This is a genomic window from Nocardia lasii, assembly GCF_042658545.1.
GTDB classification, from domain to species: Bacteria; Actinomycetota; Actinomycetes; order Mycobacteriales; family Mycobacteriaceae; genus Nocardia; species Nocardia lasii.
The window spans coordinates 430,739-444,393 of sequence record NZ_JBHSQN010000015.1; the positions used below are offsets into that span (position 1 = coordinate 430,739).

The 13,655-nt window shown below is 69.1% G+C and carries 12 protein-coding genes; 4 read left to right on the top strand and 8 right to left on the bottom strand.

The annotated features are described in order from the left end of the window. Window positions 1–26 precede the first annotated feature (26 nt). Window positions 27–812, bottom strand: coding sequence for a DUF4351 domain-containing protein (locus tag ACFP3H_RS24135; RefSeq protein ID WP_378609375.1), 786 nt, complete (start codon window positions 810–812; stop codon window positions 27–29). 64 nt (window positions 813–876) lie between these two features. Further along, window positions 877–1,743 (bottom strand): 16S rRNA (cytidine(1402)-2'-O)-methyltransferase, encoded by an 867-nt coding sequence (gene rsmI / locus ACFP3H_RS24140; RefSeq protein ID WP_378609376.1) that lies wholly within the window; start codon window positions 1,741–1,743, stop codon window positions 877–879. 102 nt (window positions 1,744–1,845) lie between these two features. On the opposite strand from rsmI, the gene ACFP3H_RS24145 reads away from it, so the two are divergent. Continuing rightward, entirely contained in the window at window positions 1,846–3,450 is a 1,605-nt protein-coding gene (locus ACFP3H_RS24145) for a dolichyl-phosphate-mannose--protein mannosyltransferase (protein ID WP_378609377.1), read from the top strand. 22 nt (window positions 3,451–3,472) lie between these two features. Here ACFP3H_RS24145 and ACFP3H_RS24150 read toward each other — a convergent pair whose 3' ends face one another. Together ACFP3H_RS24150 and arcA are read right to left on the bottom strand one after the other, a co-directional pair. Then, window positions 3,473–3,832 carry a GntR family transcriptional regulator gene (locus tag ACFP3H_RS24150; RefSeq protein WP_378609379.1) on the bottom strand — a complete coding sequence of 120 codons (360 nt, stop codon included), beginning with the start codon at window positions 3,830–3,832 and terminating at the stop codon, window positions 3,473–3,475. Beyond that, window positions 3,832–5,058, bottom strand: coding sequence for an arginine deiminase (gene arcA, locus ACFP3H_RS24155; protein WP_378609380.1), 1,227 nt, complete (start codon window positions 5,056–5,058; stop codon window positions 3,832–3,834). Before arcA ends, ACFP3H_RS24150 begins: the two co-directional genes overlap by 1 nt. A gap of 154 nt (window positions 5,059–5,212) precedes the next feature. Between arcA and soxR the strand changes: the two genes are divergently transcribed. From soxR to ACFP3H_RS24170, 3 genes are all read left to right on the top strand, one after another. Beyond that, window positions 5,213–5,698: a redox-sensitive transcriptional activator SoxR gene (gene soxR, locus ACFP3H_RS24160; protein ID WP_378609382.1), complete on the top strand. Its 486-nt coding sequence runs from the start codon at window positions 5,213–5,215 to the stop codon at window positions 5,696–5,698. 32 nt (window positions 5,699–5,730) lie between these two features. Beyond that, a complete protein-coding gene (locus ACFP3H_RS24165; RefSeq protein WP_378609383.1) occupies window positions 5,731–6,483 on the top strand; it encodes an isocitrate lyase/PEP mutase family protein in 753 nt (250 codons plus the stop codon). A 157-nt stretch (window positions 6,484–6,640) separates the two neighbouring features. After that, window positions 6,641–6,874 (top strand): DUF4351 domain-containing protein, encoded by a 234-nt coding sequence (locus ACFP3H_RS24170; protein WP_378609385.1) that lies wholly within the window; start codon window positions 6,641–6,643, stop codon window positions 6,872–6,874. Between the two features lie 359 nt (window positions 6,875–7,233). Here the strand turns inward: ACFP3H_RS24170 and ACFP3H_RS24175 are convergent, their stop codons facing one another. The 4 genes from ACFP3H_RS24175 to ACFP3H_RS24190 all read right to left on the bottom strand — a co-directional run bounded on the left by ACFP3H_RS24175 (window position 7,234) and on the right by ACFP3H_RS24190 (window position 13,509). Continuing rightward, window positions 7,234–8,361, bottom strand: a complete 1,128-nt coding sequence (locus ACFP3H_RS24175) for a glycosyltransferase (protein ID WP_378609386.1) — start codon at window positions 8,359–8,361, stop codon at window positions 7,234–7,236. A 135-nt stretch (window positions 8,362–8,496) separates the two neighbouring features. After that, a complete protein-coding gene (locus ACFP3H_RS24180; protein ID WP_378609388.1) occupies window positions 8,497–9,486 on the bottom strand; it encodes a GAF domain-containing protein in 990 nt (329 codons plus the stop codon). Window positions 9,487–9,494: 8 nt separating this feature from the next. Then, a complete protein-coding gene (locus ACFP3H_RS24185) occupies window positions 9,495–11,312 on the bottom strand; it encodes a putative bifunctional diguanylate cyclase/phosphodiesterase (RefSeq protein ID WP_378609584.1) in 1,818 nt (605 codons plus the stop codon). Window positions 11,313–11,403: 91 nt separating this feature from the next. After that, entirely contained in the window at window positions 11,404–13,509 is a 2,106-nt protein-coding gene (locus ACFP3H_RS24190) for an Rv1355c family protein (protein WP_378609389.1), read from the bottom strand. Window positions 13,510–13,655 lie beyond the last annotated feature (146 nt).

Below are 13,655 nucleotides of genomic sequence, written 5' to 3' on the forward strand. Positions count from 1 at the left end.
GCAGGGTCTCCTCGGGGACCCTGCCGTCAGCTGAGGGTGTCCTCGATGCTGGTAGCGACCAGAATCTGATCGGTCCACCGCTCCAACTCCACCGAGCTGGCCGCCCGAACTCGAGCAATCACCGACTCGGGAACCTCACCGAACTTGCGAGCGAGCAATCGAAGCAAGGTTTCGGCTTGGCCCTTCACGTAGCCCGACGCCGCACCACGGGCTTCCCCACGGGCTTCCCCGCGCGCTTCGAGTTTCTCCGCCGTAGTCACGATGACCTCCTTCGCCTGCGTTCCCAGCTGATCGAGCAACGGATCGAACCCCGCCGGATCGGTATCGCTGACATTTACAATGTACTCCACCACCGCTTGCAGATCAGTGCGGCCGTTGGGGCCGTCGAACATCGCTGAGACGTCCTTTACCAGCGGTAACAGTCGGGTGCCCGCGTCGGCGCCGCCCGGGGCAACCTTCAGCACGTACAACATCACCAGCACCGCCGGGGTGATGGAGCGCTTGCGCAGTTCCGTCAGGTCGGTGGTGGCCATGTCGTCGATGATGTACCGCATGTGCGGGACCAGATCTCCCAGCGACTCCCGCATCCGCGTCGACAGGCTGAACAGCTGGGACAGTTCCGTTTCCGCTTTCCATCGCCAGCCCTTCGGACTGGCGTGCACCACCAGCGGAATGATCAGCGGCAGTGTCGTGGTGCCCGGGTGCTCGCTGACGTAGCGGGTCCAGATGGACCGAGGATGCGACGGCAGAAAGCATCGTGCGGACTCGTCGGTCGCTCGGTCATAGCCACACCGTACGCCTACCGCGCTCATATGCCATAAACCTCAGTTCACCGGCCATCCCGAGTGCATTGCCTGGCAATAGCTTTCGGAATAGTCACTCCTGCGATCGGGCCGCCAACACCGCGTCGTACAACTCTCGTCTGGACGCCCCGCGACCGGCCGACACCTCCGCGCACGCGTCCTTGAGCCGCATCCCCCCGGCCACCAAAGTCTCGACCTCGTCGACCAATTCGGCGGGTTCGGCCGAAACCGGTTGGGAGCCTTCGAGTACCACGGTGATCTCGCCGCGGGCGCCGTCAGCCGACCAGGCCGCCAGTTCGCCGAGCGTGCCGCGGACCACTTCCTCGTAGGTCTTGGTGAGTTCGCGGCAGATGGCGGCGCGGCGGTCGGGGCCGAGGACGGTGACGGCGTCGGCCATGCAGTCGGCGAGGCGGTGGGGGGCTTCGAAGAAGACGATGGCGCGCTGTTCGGAGGCCAAGGTGCGCAACCACTCTCGACGTTGGCCGCCCTTGCGGGGGGCGAAGCCGTCGAAGCAGAAGCGCTCGACCGGCAGGCCGGACAGGGCCAGGGCGGTGGTCACGGCGGACGGGCCGGGCAGGCAGGTGACCGGCAGGTCGCGTTCGACGGCGGCGGCGACCAGGCGGTAGCCGGGGTCGCTCACCGAGGGCATGCCCGCGTCGGTCACCAGCAGGACCGTCAGTCCACTCGCGATGTCGTCGAGGAGCGCGGGGATGCGGGCGGTTTCCACGTGGTCGTAGAAGCTCACGACCCGGCCGGTGATCTCCACCCCGAGTGCCTTGGCCAGTGATTTGGTGCGGCGGGTGTCCTCGGCGGCGACCACATCGGCCGAACCGAGCGCGTCGCGCAGTCGCTGGGACGCGTCGCCGATGTCGCCCATCGGTGTTGCCGCCAAGATCAACACAGTGTCGTCCCGCCTCTCCGCCTGTCGTGGCCCGTTCATACTGTCAGGTCACCGAGGTGCGGCGATCCACCGCATGTGACGGGGAACAGGGGTGGCAGTGTCGGCTCGGACTTCGTCGGACCCACCGCCTACGATCGGGGCGTGATCCCGGTGACCGATGAGCGCGCGATGCCCCCGTCGCGTCCCGTGTCGGCCGTGGTCAGTCCGGCGCCGCTGCGGCCCGCACCGGACTTCGGTCCGCTCGACACCGCGCGCGGCTGGTTGGTCACCGGCGTGCTCACCCTGATCGCCGCGGTCACCCGCTTCGCCAATCTGAACTACCCCACCGACGCGCGCACGCCCGTCTTCGACGAAAAGCATTACGCCCCACAGGCGTGGCAGATGGTCACCAACGGCGGCCTGGAGGACAACCCCGCCTACGGCCTGGTGGTGCACCCGCCCGTCGGTAAGCAGTTCATCGCGATCAGCGAGGCGATCTTCGGCTACAACGCGTGGGGGTGGCGCGGCACCGCGGCGCTGGCGGGCACGGTCCTGGTGCTGCTGGTGATCCGCATCGTGCGGCGCATGGCCCGGTCCACGCTGATCGGCGCGATCGCGGGCGTCCTGCTCATAGCCGAGAGTCTCACCTTCGTCTCCTCGCGGATCGGCATGCTCGACATCTTCATGTCGCTGCTGGTCACCGCGGCCTTCGGCTGTTTGATAGTGGACCGCGACGAGGTCCGCGAGCGGATGGCTCACGCCGATCTGGCCGGGCGCGTCGGGTTGTCGCCGTGGGGTCCGCGACTGGGCGTGCGCTGGTGGCGGTTCGGCGCGGGCGTGCTGCTCGGCCTGGCCTGCGGCACCAAGTGGTCGGGCATCTACTACATCGTGTTCTTCGGGCTGTTGAGCGTGGCCTTCGACGTGAGCGCGCGCCGCGCCTACGGGGTGCGCAGGCCGTGGCTTGGCACGCTGGTCCGCGATGTCGGGCCCGCGCTGTACGCGCTGGTGGTGATCCCGGCGGTGGTGTACCTGTCCTCGTACTGGGCGTGGTTCGCCGGGGAGAACGGGGTGTATCGGTACGCGGTCGGCAACCAGGTCGGCACCGGGGGCGCGTTCGCGTTCCTGCCCGACGCACTGCGCTCGCTGTGGTACTACCAGGGCGAGACGCTCGATTTCCACTCCGGCCTGACCAATTCGGCGGGCAACCACCATCCGTGGGAGTCCAAGCCGTGGACCTGGCCGATGAGCCTGCGTCCGATGCTCTACTACTACGCCGACGGCACGGTCACCGGCTGCGGTGAAGCACAGTGTGTGAAGGCCGTGATGGCGGTCGGCACGCCCGCGCTGTGGTGGTTGGCGCTGCCGCTGATCGGCTGGATGCTGTGGCGCTCGGTGGTTCGCCACGACTGGCGCTACGCGGCGGTGCTGGTCGGCTACGGCGCCGGGCTGCTGCCCTGGTTCCTCACCCTGGACCGGCAGATGTACTTCTTCTACGCGGTGGTGCTCGCGCCGTTCCTGGTGATGGGCATGGCGCTCGCGCTCGGCGACATCCTCGGCCCCGCCAGACCCGCGGGCATCCCGCGCGGTCCGACGGGCACCTATCTGCCCGCCCCGGTCAACGAGCGGTACGCGCTCGGGCTGCTGATCGTGAGCATCTACCTCGGCTTGGTGATCGCGAACTTCGTCTGGCTGTGGCCGATTCTCACCGGCCAGGCGATCACGCCACAGAACTGGCAGGACCACCTCTGGCTCCCGAGCTGGCGGTGAGTTACCCCCGCGCTTGTGTTGGTCAGGTGTTGAGAACTCGTTGGACGAACTCGACCGCGTCGTCGTCCTCGAGACCCAGTCGTCGGATCGTCGTGACGTAGTCGACGGCGGCGCGGCTGGCGATGTCGCGGGTGGGGTCGCCGGAGGAGGCGATGAAAGAGCCCTGGCGGCCGCGGGTTTCGACGACGCCGTCGGCTTCGAGTTCGCGGTAGGCGCGGGCGACGGTGTTGGGGGCGATGCCGAGGTCGGCGGCCAGCGCGCGGACGGTGGGGATCTTGGTGCCCGCGGTGAGGGTGCCCGCGCGGACCTGTTCGATCACCGCCATCCGCAGCTGTTCGAAGGGCGGCTGCGCGGAATCGCTGGACAGCTCGACGTGGAACATCAGACCTCGTCTCGGGACAGCGGGCAGGACATGCAGCGCGGGCCGCCGCGGCCGGAGCCGAGTTCGGAGCCGCTGATGGTGAGGACCTCGATGCCCTCGGCGGCCAGGCGGGCGTTGGTGTGCTCGTTGCGTTCGTAGGCGACGACGACGCCGGGTGCGAGGGCGAGGGTGTTGTTCCCGTCGTCCCACTGTTCGCGTTCGGCGGTGGGCCCGTCGGCGCCGGTGTCGATCACGCGCAGCTTCGGAATTCCCATGGCCTTGGCGGCCGCCTCGAGAAACGGCTCCGGTCCGGTGATGCCGATCGCGGTGCCCGCGTCGTTCTCCCGGTGGATCGTGAACGCCCGCAACGACTCCCGCACGCCGGGGTACATGACCATCGCGTCGGTGTCGACCATGGTGGCGACGGTGTCGAGGTGCATGGTCGCGCGGGTCTGCGCGATCGGCACCACCAGCACCGTGTGGGCCAGATCATCGGCGAACAGGCTGCGCGCCAACGCTTCCGCGCCGGCCGGAGTCGTGCGTTCGCCGACACCAACGGCCACAACACCTTTCGCGAGCAGCAGCACATCGCCGCCCTCGATCGGCGCGGTGTGGGACTCGTAGGCCCGGCGCACGCCGAGGAAACGCGGATGGAACGCGTAGACCAGATCGGTGAGCGAGGTCTCGCGGCTGCGGGCGGGCAGGGCCAGCGAGGTGATCGCCACCTTGGGGCCGACCCAGAACGAGGAATCGCGGGTGAACAGCAGATTCGGCAGCGGATCGATGACGAAATCGCCGCCGTGGTGCATCCGCCGCACCAGCGAGGTGGTGTCGGCGCCGAAGGGCAGCTCGTCGAAGGTCATGCCCGCCATCAGGATCTCGGCGAGCGCGGGGGCGTCGACCTTGCGCAGTTCGGCGGCGAGTTGGTCGGCCAGATCGTGGCCGAGCCTGCGCGCGTCGACGGCGGCCGAGATGCCCTGAATCCTGGCTGCCCCACTGGCACTGAGGGTTTCGGTCAGCAAATCTGCCAGTAACAGCACTTCCACACCCCGCTCGCGCAGTACGGTGGCAAAGGCGTCGTGTTCGGCCTGCGCGCGCTCGACCCAGGGGATGCCGTCGAAAAGCAGTTGGTCGTTGTTGCTCGGGGTGAGGCGACGGAGTTCGGCACCGGGTCGGTGCAAGAGCACCGTACGGAGCGGACCGACCTCGGAGGTCACGGTCAGGCGCGTGTCGGGGGCAGTTCCCATTCGCAAAATGTAATGCGAGAACGCCAGGTCGGCACGTGCGACCCGCAACCGCCCTGGCGCGCGACCCCGGCAGCGCCCGCGCAGTCCGCCCGATTTTCGTACACGACACGAATACCTGAAGTATTGTTGAGGGTGGATGTGGGAGGAGCTACACATGACGACGGCCGATTGGCAAACCAAGGAGCTGACCCCCGGGCAGCTTTCCGATCGTAGTGGAGTTGCAGTGTCCGCGTTGCACTTCTACGAACGCGAAGGTCTCATATCGAGTCGTCGAACCAGCGGCAATCAACGTCGGTATTCGCGCGAAACATTGCGCCGGGTCGCCTTCATCCGCATCTCCCAACGCGTCGGAATCCCACTCAGTGAGATTCGTTCGGCCCTGGATCGACTGCCCGAAGGACGCACCCCCACCCGCCGCGACTGGGAGACCCTCTCCACCACCTGGCGCGCCGATCTCGACGACCGCATCACCCAGCTCGTGCGCCTGCGCGACAACCTGACCGGCTGCATCGGCTGCGGCTGCCTCTCGCTCGGCTCCTGCAAACTCGTCAACGAACACGACCGACTCGGCGCGGAGGGGCCGGGCGCGCGAGTACTCGATGTGCATCTGAACTGCCCGCCGAAATCCGGATGCGTCTGATGGTTGTCATATAGCTCGGGCATCATCGCGGTATGACTTCACTCGACGCCGCCGCCAAGACCCTGCTCGCGCTGCACCGCCCCGGAGATCCGGTGGTGCTCCCGACCGTATGGGACGCGTGGTCGGCGAATGTCGCCGTGGCGGCCGGGTTTTCGGGGTTGACGATGGGCAGCCATCCGGTCGCCGACTCGATCGGGCGTCCCGATGGCGAGGGGATGAGTTTCGACGAACTGCTCACCCGAGTCCGGCAGGTGAGCGCCGCGGTCGAGGTTCCGGTCTCGGTCGACATCGAATCCGGCTACGGACTCGAACCGCTGCAACTCATCGACGGGCTGCTCGCCGCGGGCGCCGTCGGCCTCAACATCGAGGACACCGTCCACAGCGAGGGCAAGCGCCTGCGCACCCCCGCCGAACACGCCGACCTGGTCCGCGGTCTGCGCGAAGCCGCCGACGCCGCGGGCGTGCACGTGGTGATCAACGCCCGCACCGACCTGTTCCTCCGCGCCGACGGCGACGAATCCGACCGCCTCGACCGCGCCATCGCCCGCCTCACCCTGGCCGCCGAAGCGGGCGCCGACGTCCTCTACCCCGTCGGCAAACACCCCGACGCCGACCTGCGCCGCCTCACCACCGAACTCCCCCTCCCGGTCAACGCCATCGGCCAACCCACCACCCCGGCCAAAGCCCACTTCGCCGAATTGGGCGTCGCCCGAATCAGCTTCGGGCCATTCCTTCAGGCAGCTCTCGGCGCGGAGGCGACCACGCTGCTGGGAGCATGGAACTAGTGGAATCGAACTAGTCCGCGACGCCGAGGAAAACGGCCTCTACAGCCCACTCGCCGAGGCGTACGCGCAAGTGATCCGGGAAGCCCGCGGCGCGTTGGATTCTCCGGGGTTCGATCCGTTGCTCGATCAGCTGGGAACGCAGGCGAAGGAGGTCATCGTGACTACGGCGGAGAAACTCGAAGCGCGCGGCGAAGCCCGCGGGGAAGCCCGTGGTGCGGCGTCGGGCTACGTGAAGGGCCAAGCCGAAACCTTGCTTCGACAGCTCGCTCGCAAGTTCGGCGAGGTTCCCGAGTCGGTGATTGCTCGAGTTCGGGCGGCCAGCTCGGTGGAGTTGGAGCGGTGGACCGATCAGATTCTGGTCGCTACCAGCATCGAGGACACCCTCAGCTGAGATTCTGCGCATCACCCCCTGGACTGCGAGTCCTTCGGTGACAGCGCGACGGGGGCTTGCACCATCACGGCAGACCGCTGAGCTGGCCAGTTGACCGGACCATATCCTGCCCACACGATCGCCTCGGCCGCCGGGATTCTCAGCCTGCCGTCCACTCTTTCGATGCTTTGCCGAGGGACAGCACGACCCTGGGAATCGCTGTGGCGGCTGCTGCCGTCAACGCGTCGGGGTCGGAGTTACCCACCTCTGCCATCCTGTCCGCCGGATCTGCTGCGCAATCACCGAGATCCGGCGGCTGGGAGAACCTTGTCGCACCTGCTCGGCGAGGACCGCGCTCGTTGCCGACCTCGCCGCCCCACTCACCTGCCCAACACCGCGAGCATTCCGGCGACGGAGCGGGGCCAGCTGAATTGTTCGGCGCGGGTGCGGGCGGCTCGGCGGCGGGCGGGGGTGGGTAGGGCCAGGACTTCGGTGATGGCTCGAGCGAAGGCTCGGGGGCGGTCGGCGGCGATGGCGCCGCAGTCGGTGGTGACGATGTCGGCCAGGGCCGAGGAGCGGCTGGCTACCACGGGGGTGCCGGTGGCGAGGGCCTCGAGGGCGGCCAGGCCGAAGGTTTCGTGGGGGCCGGGGGCCAGGGAGACGTCGGCGGTGGCGAGGAGTTTCGCGACCTGGGCGCGGTCGTTGATGAAGCCGGTGAAGTGGATGGCGGGTTCGCCGCCGGGCAGGGTCGGCAGGGTGCGGGCGCGGCGTTCGAGGGAGTCGCGGCGGGGGCCGTCGCCGGCGACCACCAGGCGGGCGGGGACGCCGGTGCGGTGCAGGGCGCCGATCGCCTCGATGCTGCGGTCGACGCGTTTCTCCACCGACAGGCGTCCGCAGTGCACGAGCAGCGGGTACCCGGCCACGCCGAGGTCGGCGCGCAGGGCGGGGTCGTGGCGGTGGGGGTTGAACAGGTCGAGGTCGACGCCGAGCGGCACCAGTTCCACGTTGGTCGCGCCGATCCGCAGGAACTCCTCGCGCGCGAAATCGGTGGTGCACACGACCATGTCGTAGTCCTCGGCGGTGCGCCGGTTGGCGAGGTCGGCGCAGTGCCGGGCGGCCGGGCGGGGCAGGACCTGGCCGAGCAGCCGGTCGAGGCGTTCGTGCGAGATCATCACGCTGCTCACGCCGCGTCGCCGGGCCCAGCGGCCGAAACCGCGCAGGGTGAGCCGGTCGGACACCTCGAGCACGTCCGGGGACAGGCCGGACAGTACGTCGGCGACGCGACGGGGGTCCGCGGCGCGGTAGCCGCCGGTCCACGGAATTCCCAACGCGGGCAAGGTGATTCGCAAGGCGCCGGTCGGGAGGACCTCTTCGCGACGGCGCGCGCCCGGCACGATCAGCACCACCTCGTGGCCCGCGGCGACGTATCCGGCGCCGAGATGGTGCAGGGCGGTGCGCAATCCGCCCGATCGCGGACCGTAGAAATTGGCTAGCTGCACGATGCGCACCCGCCGATCGTCCAGCGCCTCGGGTCCTGTCCGAGGAACGTCGGGTGAACAGCGGCGAAAGATGCGCCGAACCCGGGCCGAGCCCAGGGCGCCGAGCTTGCGCGGTCGCGGCCGCCGAACCCGACAACGCCCACCTCAGACCTGGTCGTCTCCGTCGGCCCACACCCGCAACAACCCGTGCCCGGTCGCCGCGGTCGTGATCGTGACCAGTTCGGCCCGCGCGCGGATCCACTCCCCCTGTGCGAACCGCACCCGCAGCGTGAGCGTGTGTGAGGTGCCGGGTCGGGCGGCGGCCTCGGCGCAGGCGTCGTGCAGGGCGGCCGAGTCGGCGGGGTCGATGGTGGGCCGTTCGACCGCCCAGCGGTCCAGCGGTGGTGGGGGTTCGCCCGCCCATTCGTAGATGAGTCCGCTCGCCAGCAGGATCAGGCCGACGCCGACGCCGCTGCGTTGGGAGACCGCGCGCAACATCACCACCGCGGGGTCGACCTCGGCGGCGTCGTCGTCGAGTTCGGGGATGGCGTGCATCAGGCCGCTGATCCGGCGCTGGTCGGGCCGGGCCCTGGTCACCATCTGGAATCGGCGCACGCCGTCGTCGTCGCCGAGCATGTCGACCTGGCCCTGCCAGTGGCCGCCGGGTTCCAGTGTGCCGACCATGGCGAAGTAGTCGACGCGGCCGTCGAAGCGGACCATGCGGCCGAACGCGTCGGGTGGGGTGCGGACCACGCGCACGTCCTCGGGCGCTCTGGCGAAGACGAGTTCCTCCAAACCCGGTCCGTGGTGGGCTAATTCGGTGACCGCGTCCCAGTCCCACGCGGCGACCCGTCGACGCGGGGCGACCGGCGAGTGGGCCGGGCCGAGCCAGATCTGCACGCCGTGGACGCCGTCGAACGGGCAGCGCACGGGTTCGGCCACGAGCACGATGTCCCCGGCGACGGTGCGCTCGGATTCCCCGCCCGCCGCGCAACGCCGCACCGCCTCGGTGACGAGTTCGGCCTGCGCGGGCCCGAATCGCCGGCGCAGTCGGGCCGGGGCGTGCCATGGCTTGGACTGTTCGTCCTCGGCGACGAGGGTGGGCTCGAGATCCCCGGTCAGGGTCTCCACCAGCAGCCATCGGCCCTGAGACATGTCCGCGTTCAGTTCGGCGCCACGCCACGGCCCGCGCGGGGCAGGTCGAGGTCGAGCGGGATGCGCCCCTCGCGTAACTGTGCTTCGACCTCGTCGGCGGGCATCGGCCGGGCGATCAGGAAGCCCTGGGCGCGGTAGCAGCCGAGACCGACGAGCGTGCGCGCCGCCATCGCGGTCTCCACACCCTCGCCGACTACGCCGAGCCCGAACGAACCGGCAAGTCCGATAATGGATTTCACGATGGCGAGGTCGTCGTTACTGTCGCCGAGGCGCTGCACGAAACCGCGGTCGATCTTCACCGCGTCCACCGGCAGGGCCTTGAGGTGCGACAGCGAGCTGTAGCCGGTGCCGAAGTCGTCGATGGCGATCTGCACGCCCATGCGCTTGAGCCCGCGCAGGGTGAGGCGGGTGCGCACGAGGTCTTGCACCACAACGTGTTCGGTGATCTCGAGGCAGACCGAACTGCCGTCGATGCGGAACAGGCGAAGGATGTCCTCGATGCGTTCGACGAAGTCGGCCGAAACCAACTGCACCGGTGAGACATTGATCCTGATCACCACGTTCGCGGCCAGTCCGCGATCCCGCCACTGCGCGAATTGCGAACAGGCCGAACGGATCACCCACCGTCCGAGCTCACCGGCCAGATTGGTCGCCTCGGCCACCGAGACGAACGCGCCGGGCGGTAGGAGGCCACGGGTGGGATGCTGCCAGCGCACCAGTGCTTCCAGTGCCACGATGCGGCCGGTGCGCAGGTCGACCTCGGGCTGATAGTGCAGGACCAGCGAACCGTCGGAGACCGCGCTGCGCAGGTTCAACTCCACGTCGTCCTGGAGTTCGAACTGGGCGCGCATGGCGTCGGTGAACACCGCCACCCCGTTGCCGCCGCCGGATTTGGCCGAGAGCAGGGCGTGATCGGCGCGACGCAGCACGTCCGACACCGAGGTCTCGCCCGGAATACCAAGGGCGACACCGACACTCACCCCACGGCTGACCGATTCCTGGCCGACGGTGACCCGGCGGCCGATGAGCTGCTGGATGCGGGTGGCCTCCAGTTCAGCGGCCACGGCGTCCATCGGGGCGGCGGGCACGATCACGAACTCGTCGCCGCCGAGGCGGGCGATCATGTCGGCGGGATCGAGGTTGTGCTGCAATCGGCGCGCCAGCGTGCGGATGAAGTTGTCGCCCGCGCTGTGGCCGAGGAAGTCGTTGAGCGCCTTGAGGCGGTCCAGATCGAGGAAGAACGTCGCGACGGGGCCGGAATTGCCCACCTGTAAGCGCTGCTCCATGTATTCGAGCAGGGCGCGGCGGTTGGCCAGCCCGGTCAGGTCGTCGTGCAGGGCGATGTAGCGCAGCTTCTCCTCGGCGACCACCCGCGCCTGCAATTGCGCGAACAGCGCGGCGATGGCCTTGAGGACGTTGAGCTCGCGTTTGCTCCAGGCCCGGTCGCCCATCTTCACGAAGCCGAGCACCCCGGTGGACTCCCCGCGCGAGACCAGCGGCACGCACGCCATCGCCACCTCGGGCACGCCCGCGGACTTGCGGATCGTCTCCTGGTAGTCGGCGCTGTCGGTGCCAGGGCGCACGATCAGCGGTTCGACCGCGTTCTCGAGTGCACGGAACACCGAGTCGGCGTGCTCGAATTCCACCACGCGCAGCGGGTCGGGCTCGGGGACGCCGACACGCGGCGGCCACTCCGCGACGAGCACGGTGGCGCGCCGCGCCCGGTCGGTATGGCGCAGGTAGCTGACGTCGACATCGAAGTGCTCGACCAGGGACGCGAGTACCCGCTCACTCGCCGCCACCATCGTCGTGGCGTCGACACCCATCAACTCGGAGGCGACCTGCGTCACCAGTGAGTCGAGCGTTTGCCGAGGCACGTTTTCTCCGATCCGCGCTATCCGTCGTTTCTTGTGCGTCCTACTGCCGCATCGGCAACCGTCGGCTGCGAGCGCTCGCGGCCGCGGCGTAGCTCAGACGAAGAACCAATGCCACGTTCTCATCGTCAGCGATTCCCATCAGGTCCAGGAAACGCCGCTGAATGCTGGCAAGTGTATCTGTGAACTCGGGAGAAACGCTGCGCAAATCATCGTGCCGGTCGGCATAGAGGAACACCGGCGACACCGGTTGCACCGCAAGACCGAGCAGTTGCGCACGTAGCCACACTCTTTCCAGTGCGGCGCCGCCGCGCGCGTAGGCGGCGAGATCGGGCTCGCCGTCGGCGGCGGTGACGGTGATCGCGACCAGTGCCGAGCTGGCCCGCACCCGGTCGACGGTGAATTCGCCGAGTGCCGAACCGGCCGACCATTCGCGCAATCGGTCCATCACATCGGCGCGACGCCCGACCCGAAGCTTGGCGAGTTCGTCGGGTGCGGGTTCGAGTGTTCGCACGTCGATGCCGGTGCGCAGATCCTCACCGGGCCAGCGCAATTCGGCGTAGAACTGCTCGTGCAGTTGGGGGGTGAGGTAGCGGACGCGGTCGCTCGCGCCGAGCAGCAGCGCGGCTTCTGCCAGTTCCTCGGTGCCGGTGATCGCGTGAACGCTCGCCCGCTCGGCGCCCGCGGCGTCGGTCAGCGCGGGAATCACGGTGTCGGGCAGTGGCATCGCCATGCCGAGGCGGCGGTTGGTGTGACGGGACAGGGCCAGTGGGAAGTCGGCGGCGAGGTCGGGGTCGGCGCCGTGGCTCAAACGCAATCGGGCGATCAGGGGCGCGGCGGGGTCGTCGACGGTCAGTGTCCGCGCGGTGCGGCGACCGTGCGCGGCGGCGGCCGCCGCGGCGTTGTGCAGCGCGGCGCCCACCGCGACGGCACTGCCGCGCAGGCGGATGTCCATCGCGGTCGTCGCCGTCGGATCGAGGGCGATCTCGATCATGTCGTTGTCGCCGCGCATCCGCCACGGCTGCGCATTGCCGCCCGACGGCGCGCGCTGCGCACAGGCGATGATCGCCTCGACGCGGTTGCTCGGCGGTGGCTCGACGTGCTCGTCGCCCGCCGTGTCGATGCCCTCGTCGACGAAGTCGGGCTCGGCGAGGGAATCCAGCGCGGCGGCGAGGTCGACGCGGGTTCGCCCGGAGGAGAGCTTGACGCCGAGGCCGATCCTGCGCACGGCGGCGGCCACGATCGCGGCGCCGAGCTGGACCTCGCTGCCGAGTTGGGGCCAGGTGGTGATGGTCTCGTCGATCTCGGCGAGGCTGGCCGCCATCCGCGACGAGAGCCTGCCCGGATCGAGGATGCGCAGCACGTGCGGCGCCTTCGCCCTGGTGTCGAGTCCGGCGAGTTGGGCGCCGGTGGTGGCGCCGAGCAGGCCGTGGAAGGGTGCGCGGTCCGGTTCGAGGTCGTAGCGCTCCACGTCGAACAGGCCGCGGTCGCTGGTTTCCATCAGCAGCGGGATCTGGCGACGGCGCGCGGCGTCGCGCACCGCGAATTTGATGTCGAGGGAATCGCATTCCTCGATGACCACCGCGATGCCGTCGAGGAACTCGTCGACGGTGTCGGCCATGACGCCCGCGGGCCAGATCTCGACCGGCAGGAAGGGGTCGAGTTCGGCGATTCGGCGGGCGGTGACCACGCATTTGTTCACGCCGACGTCGAACAGTCCGCCGGGCACGCGGTTCAGGTTCGACAGTTCGATGCTGTCGAAATCGGCCAGCCGCAGCAGCCCGCACGAGCCTTCCATAGCGAGGGTGTGGGCGACCGAGTGGCCGACGCTCTGGCCGACGACGCCGACGGTCAGGCGGGCGAGGCGGCGCTGTTCGTCCCTGGTGAGCTTGTTGCGGTTGCGATCGGAGCGGATCGCGCGGAAGGCGTCGGGGCCGAGCACCGCGACGATCGCGCGGCGCCACGGGTAGTAGACCCAGCGTTCCTCGATGGGATCGATGCCAGCGGGGGCGCCGATGAGCCGGTTCAGCTCGGCGCGCATGCCGTCGCGCAGGTCTTCGGTGATGACGCCGGGGGTGGCGCGCAACCGCCGCACGGTGGCCGCGTCGACGGGGACGGCAGGGTCGAGCACGAGGGGGCGATGGTCCATCGCCGGATAATCCGGTTCGATCATCTAGCGGGCCGACCCGCCACGGTGAATGCTGCGCAACCCCACTCCAGCTCGCATGATCTCGACAGCCATCGTGTTCCTACTCCGTGCTCAACGCCCGTACGCGGTCGGCTTCCTACCGATGC

Excerpts from the sequence above, each read along its gene's own strand:
- ACFP3H_RS24135 (WP_378609375.1), bottom strand. The coding sequence starts at position 812 with ATGAGCGCGGTAGGCGTACGGTGTGGCTATGACCGAGCGACCGACGAG.
- ACFP3H_RS24180 (WP_378609388.1), bottom strand. The coding sequence starts at position 9,486 with ATGTCTCAGGGCCGATGGCTGCTGGTGGAGACCCTGACCGGGGATCTC.
- ACFP3H_RS24190 (WP_378609389.1), bottom strand. The coding sequence starts at position 13,509 with ATGGACCATCGCCCCCTCGTGCTCGACCCTGCCGTCCCCGTCGACGCG.
- ACFP3H_RS24150 (WP_378609379.1), bottom strand. The coding sequence starts at position 3,832 with ATGTTCCACGTCGAGCTGTCCAGCGATTCCGCGCAGCCGCCCTTCGAA.
- soxR (WP_378609382.1), top strand. The coding sequence starts at position 5,213 with ATGACGACGGCCGATTGGCAAACCAAGGAGCTGACCCCCGGGCAGCTT.
- arcA (WP_378609380.1), bottom strand. The coding sequence starts at position 5,058 with ATGGGAACTGCCCCCGACACGCGCCTGACCGTGACCTCCGAGGTCGGT.
- ACFP3H_RS24165 (WP_378609383.1), top strand. The coding sequence starts at position 5,731 with ATGACTTCACTCGACGCCGCCGCCAAGACCCTGCTCGCGCTGCACCGC.
- ACFP3H_RS24185 (WP_378609584.1), bottom strand. The coding sequence starts at position 11,312 with ATGGGTGTCGACGCCACGACGATGGTGGCGGCGAGTGAGCGGGTACTC.
- rsmI (WP_378609376.1), bottom strand. The coding sequence starts at position 1,743 with ATGAACGGGCCACGACAGGCGGAGAGGCGGGACGACACTGTGTTGATC.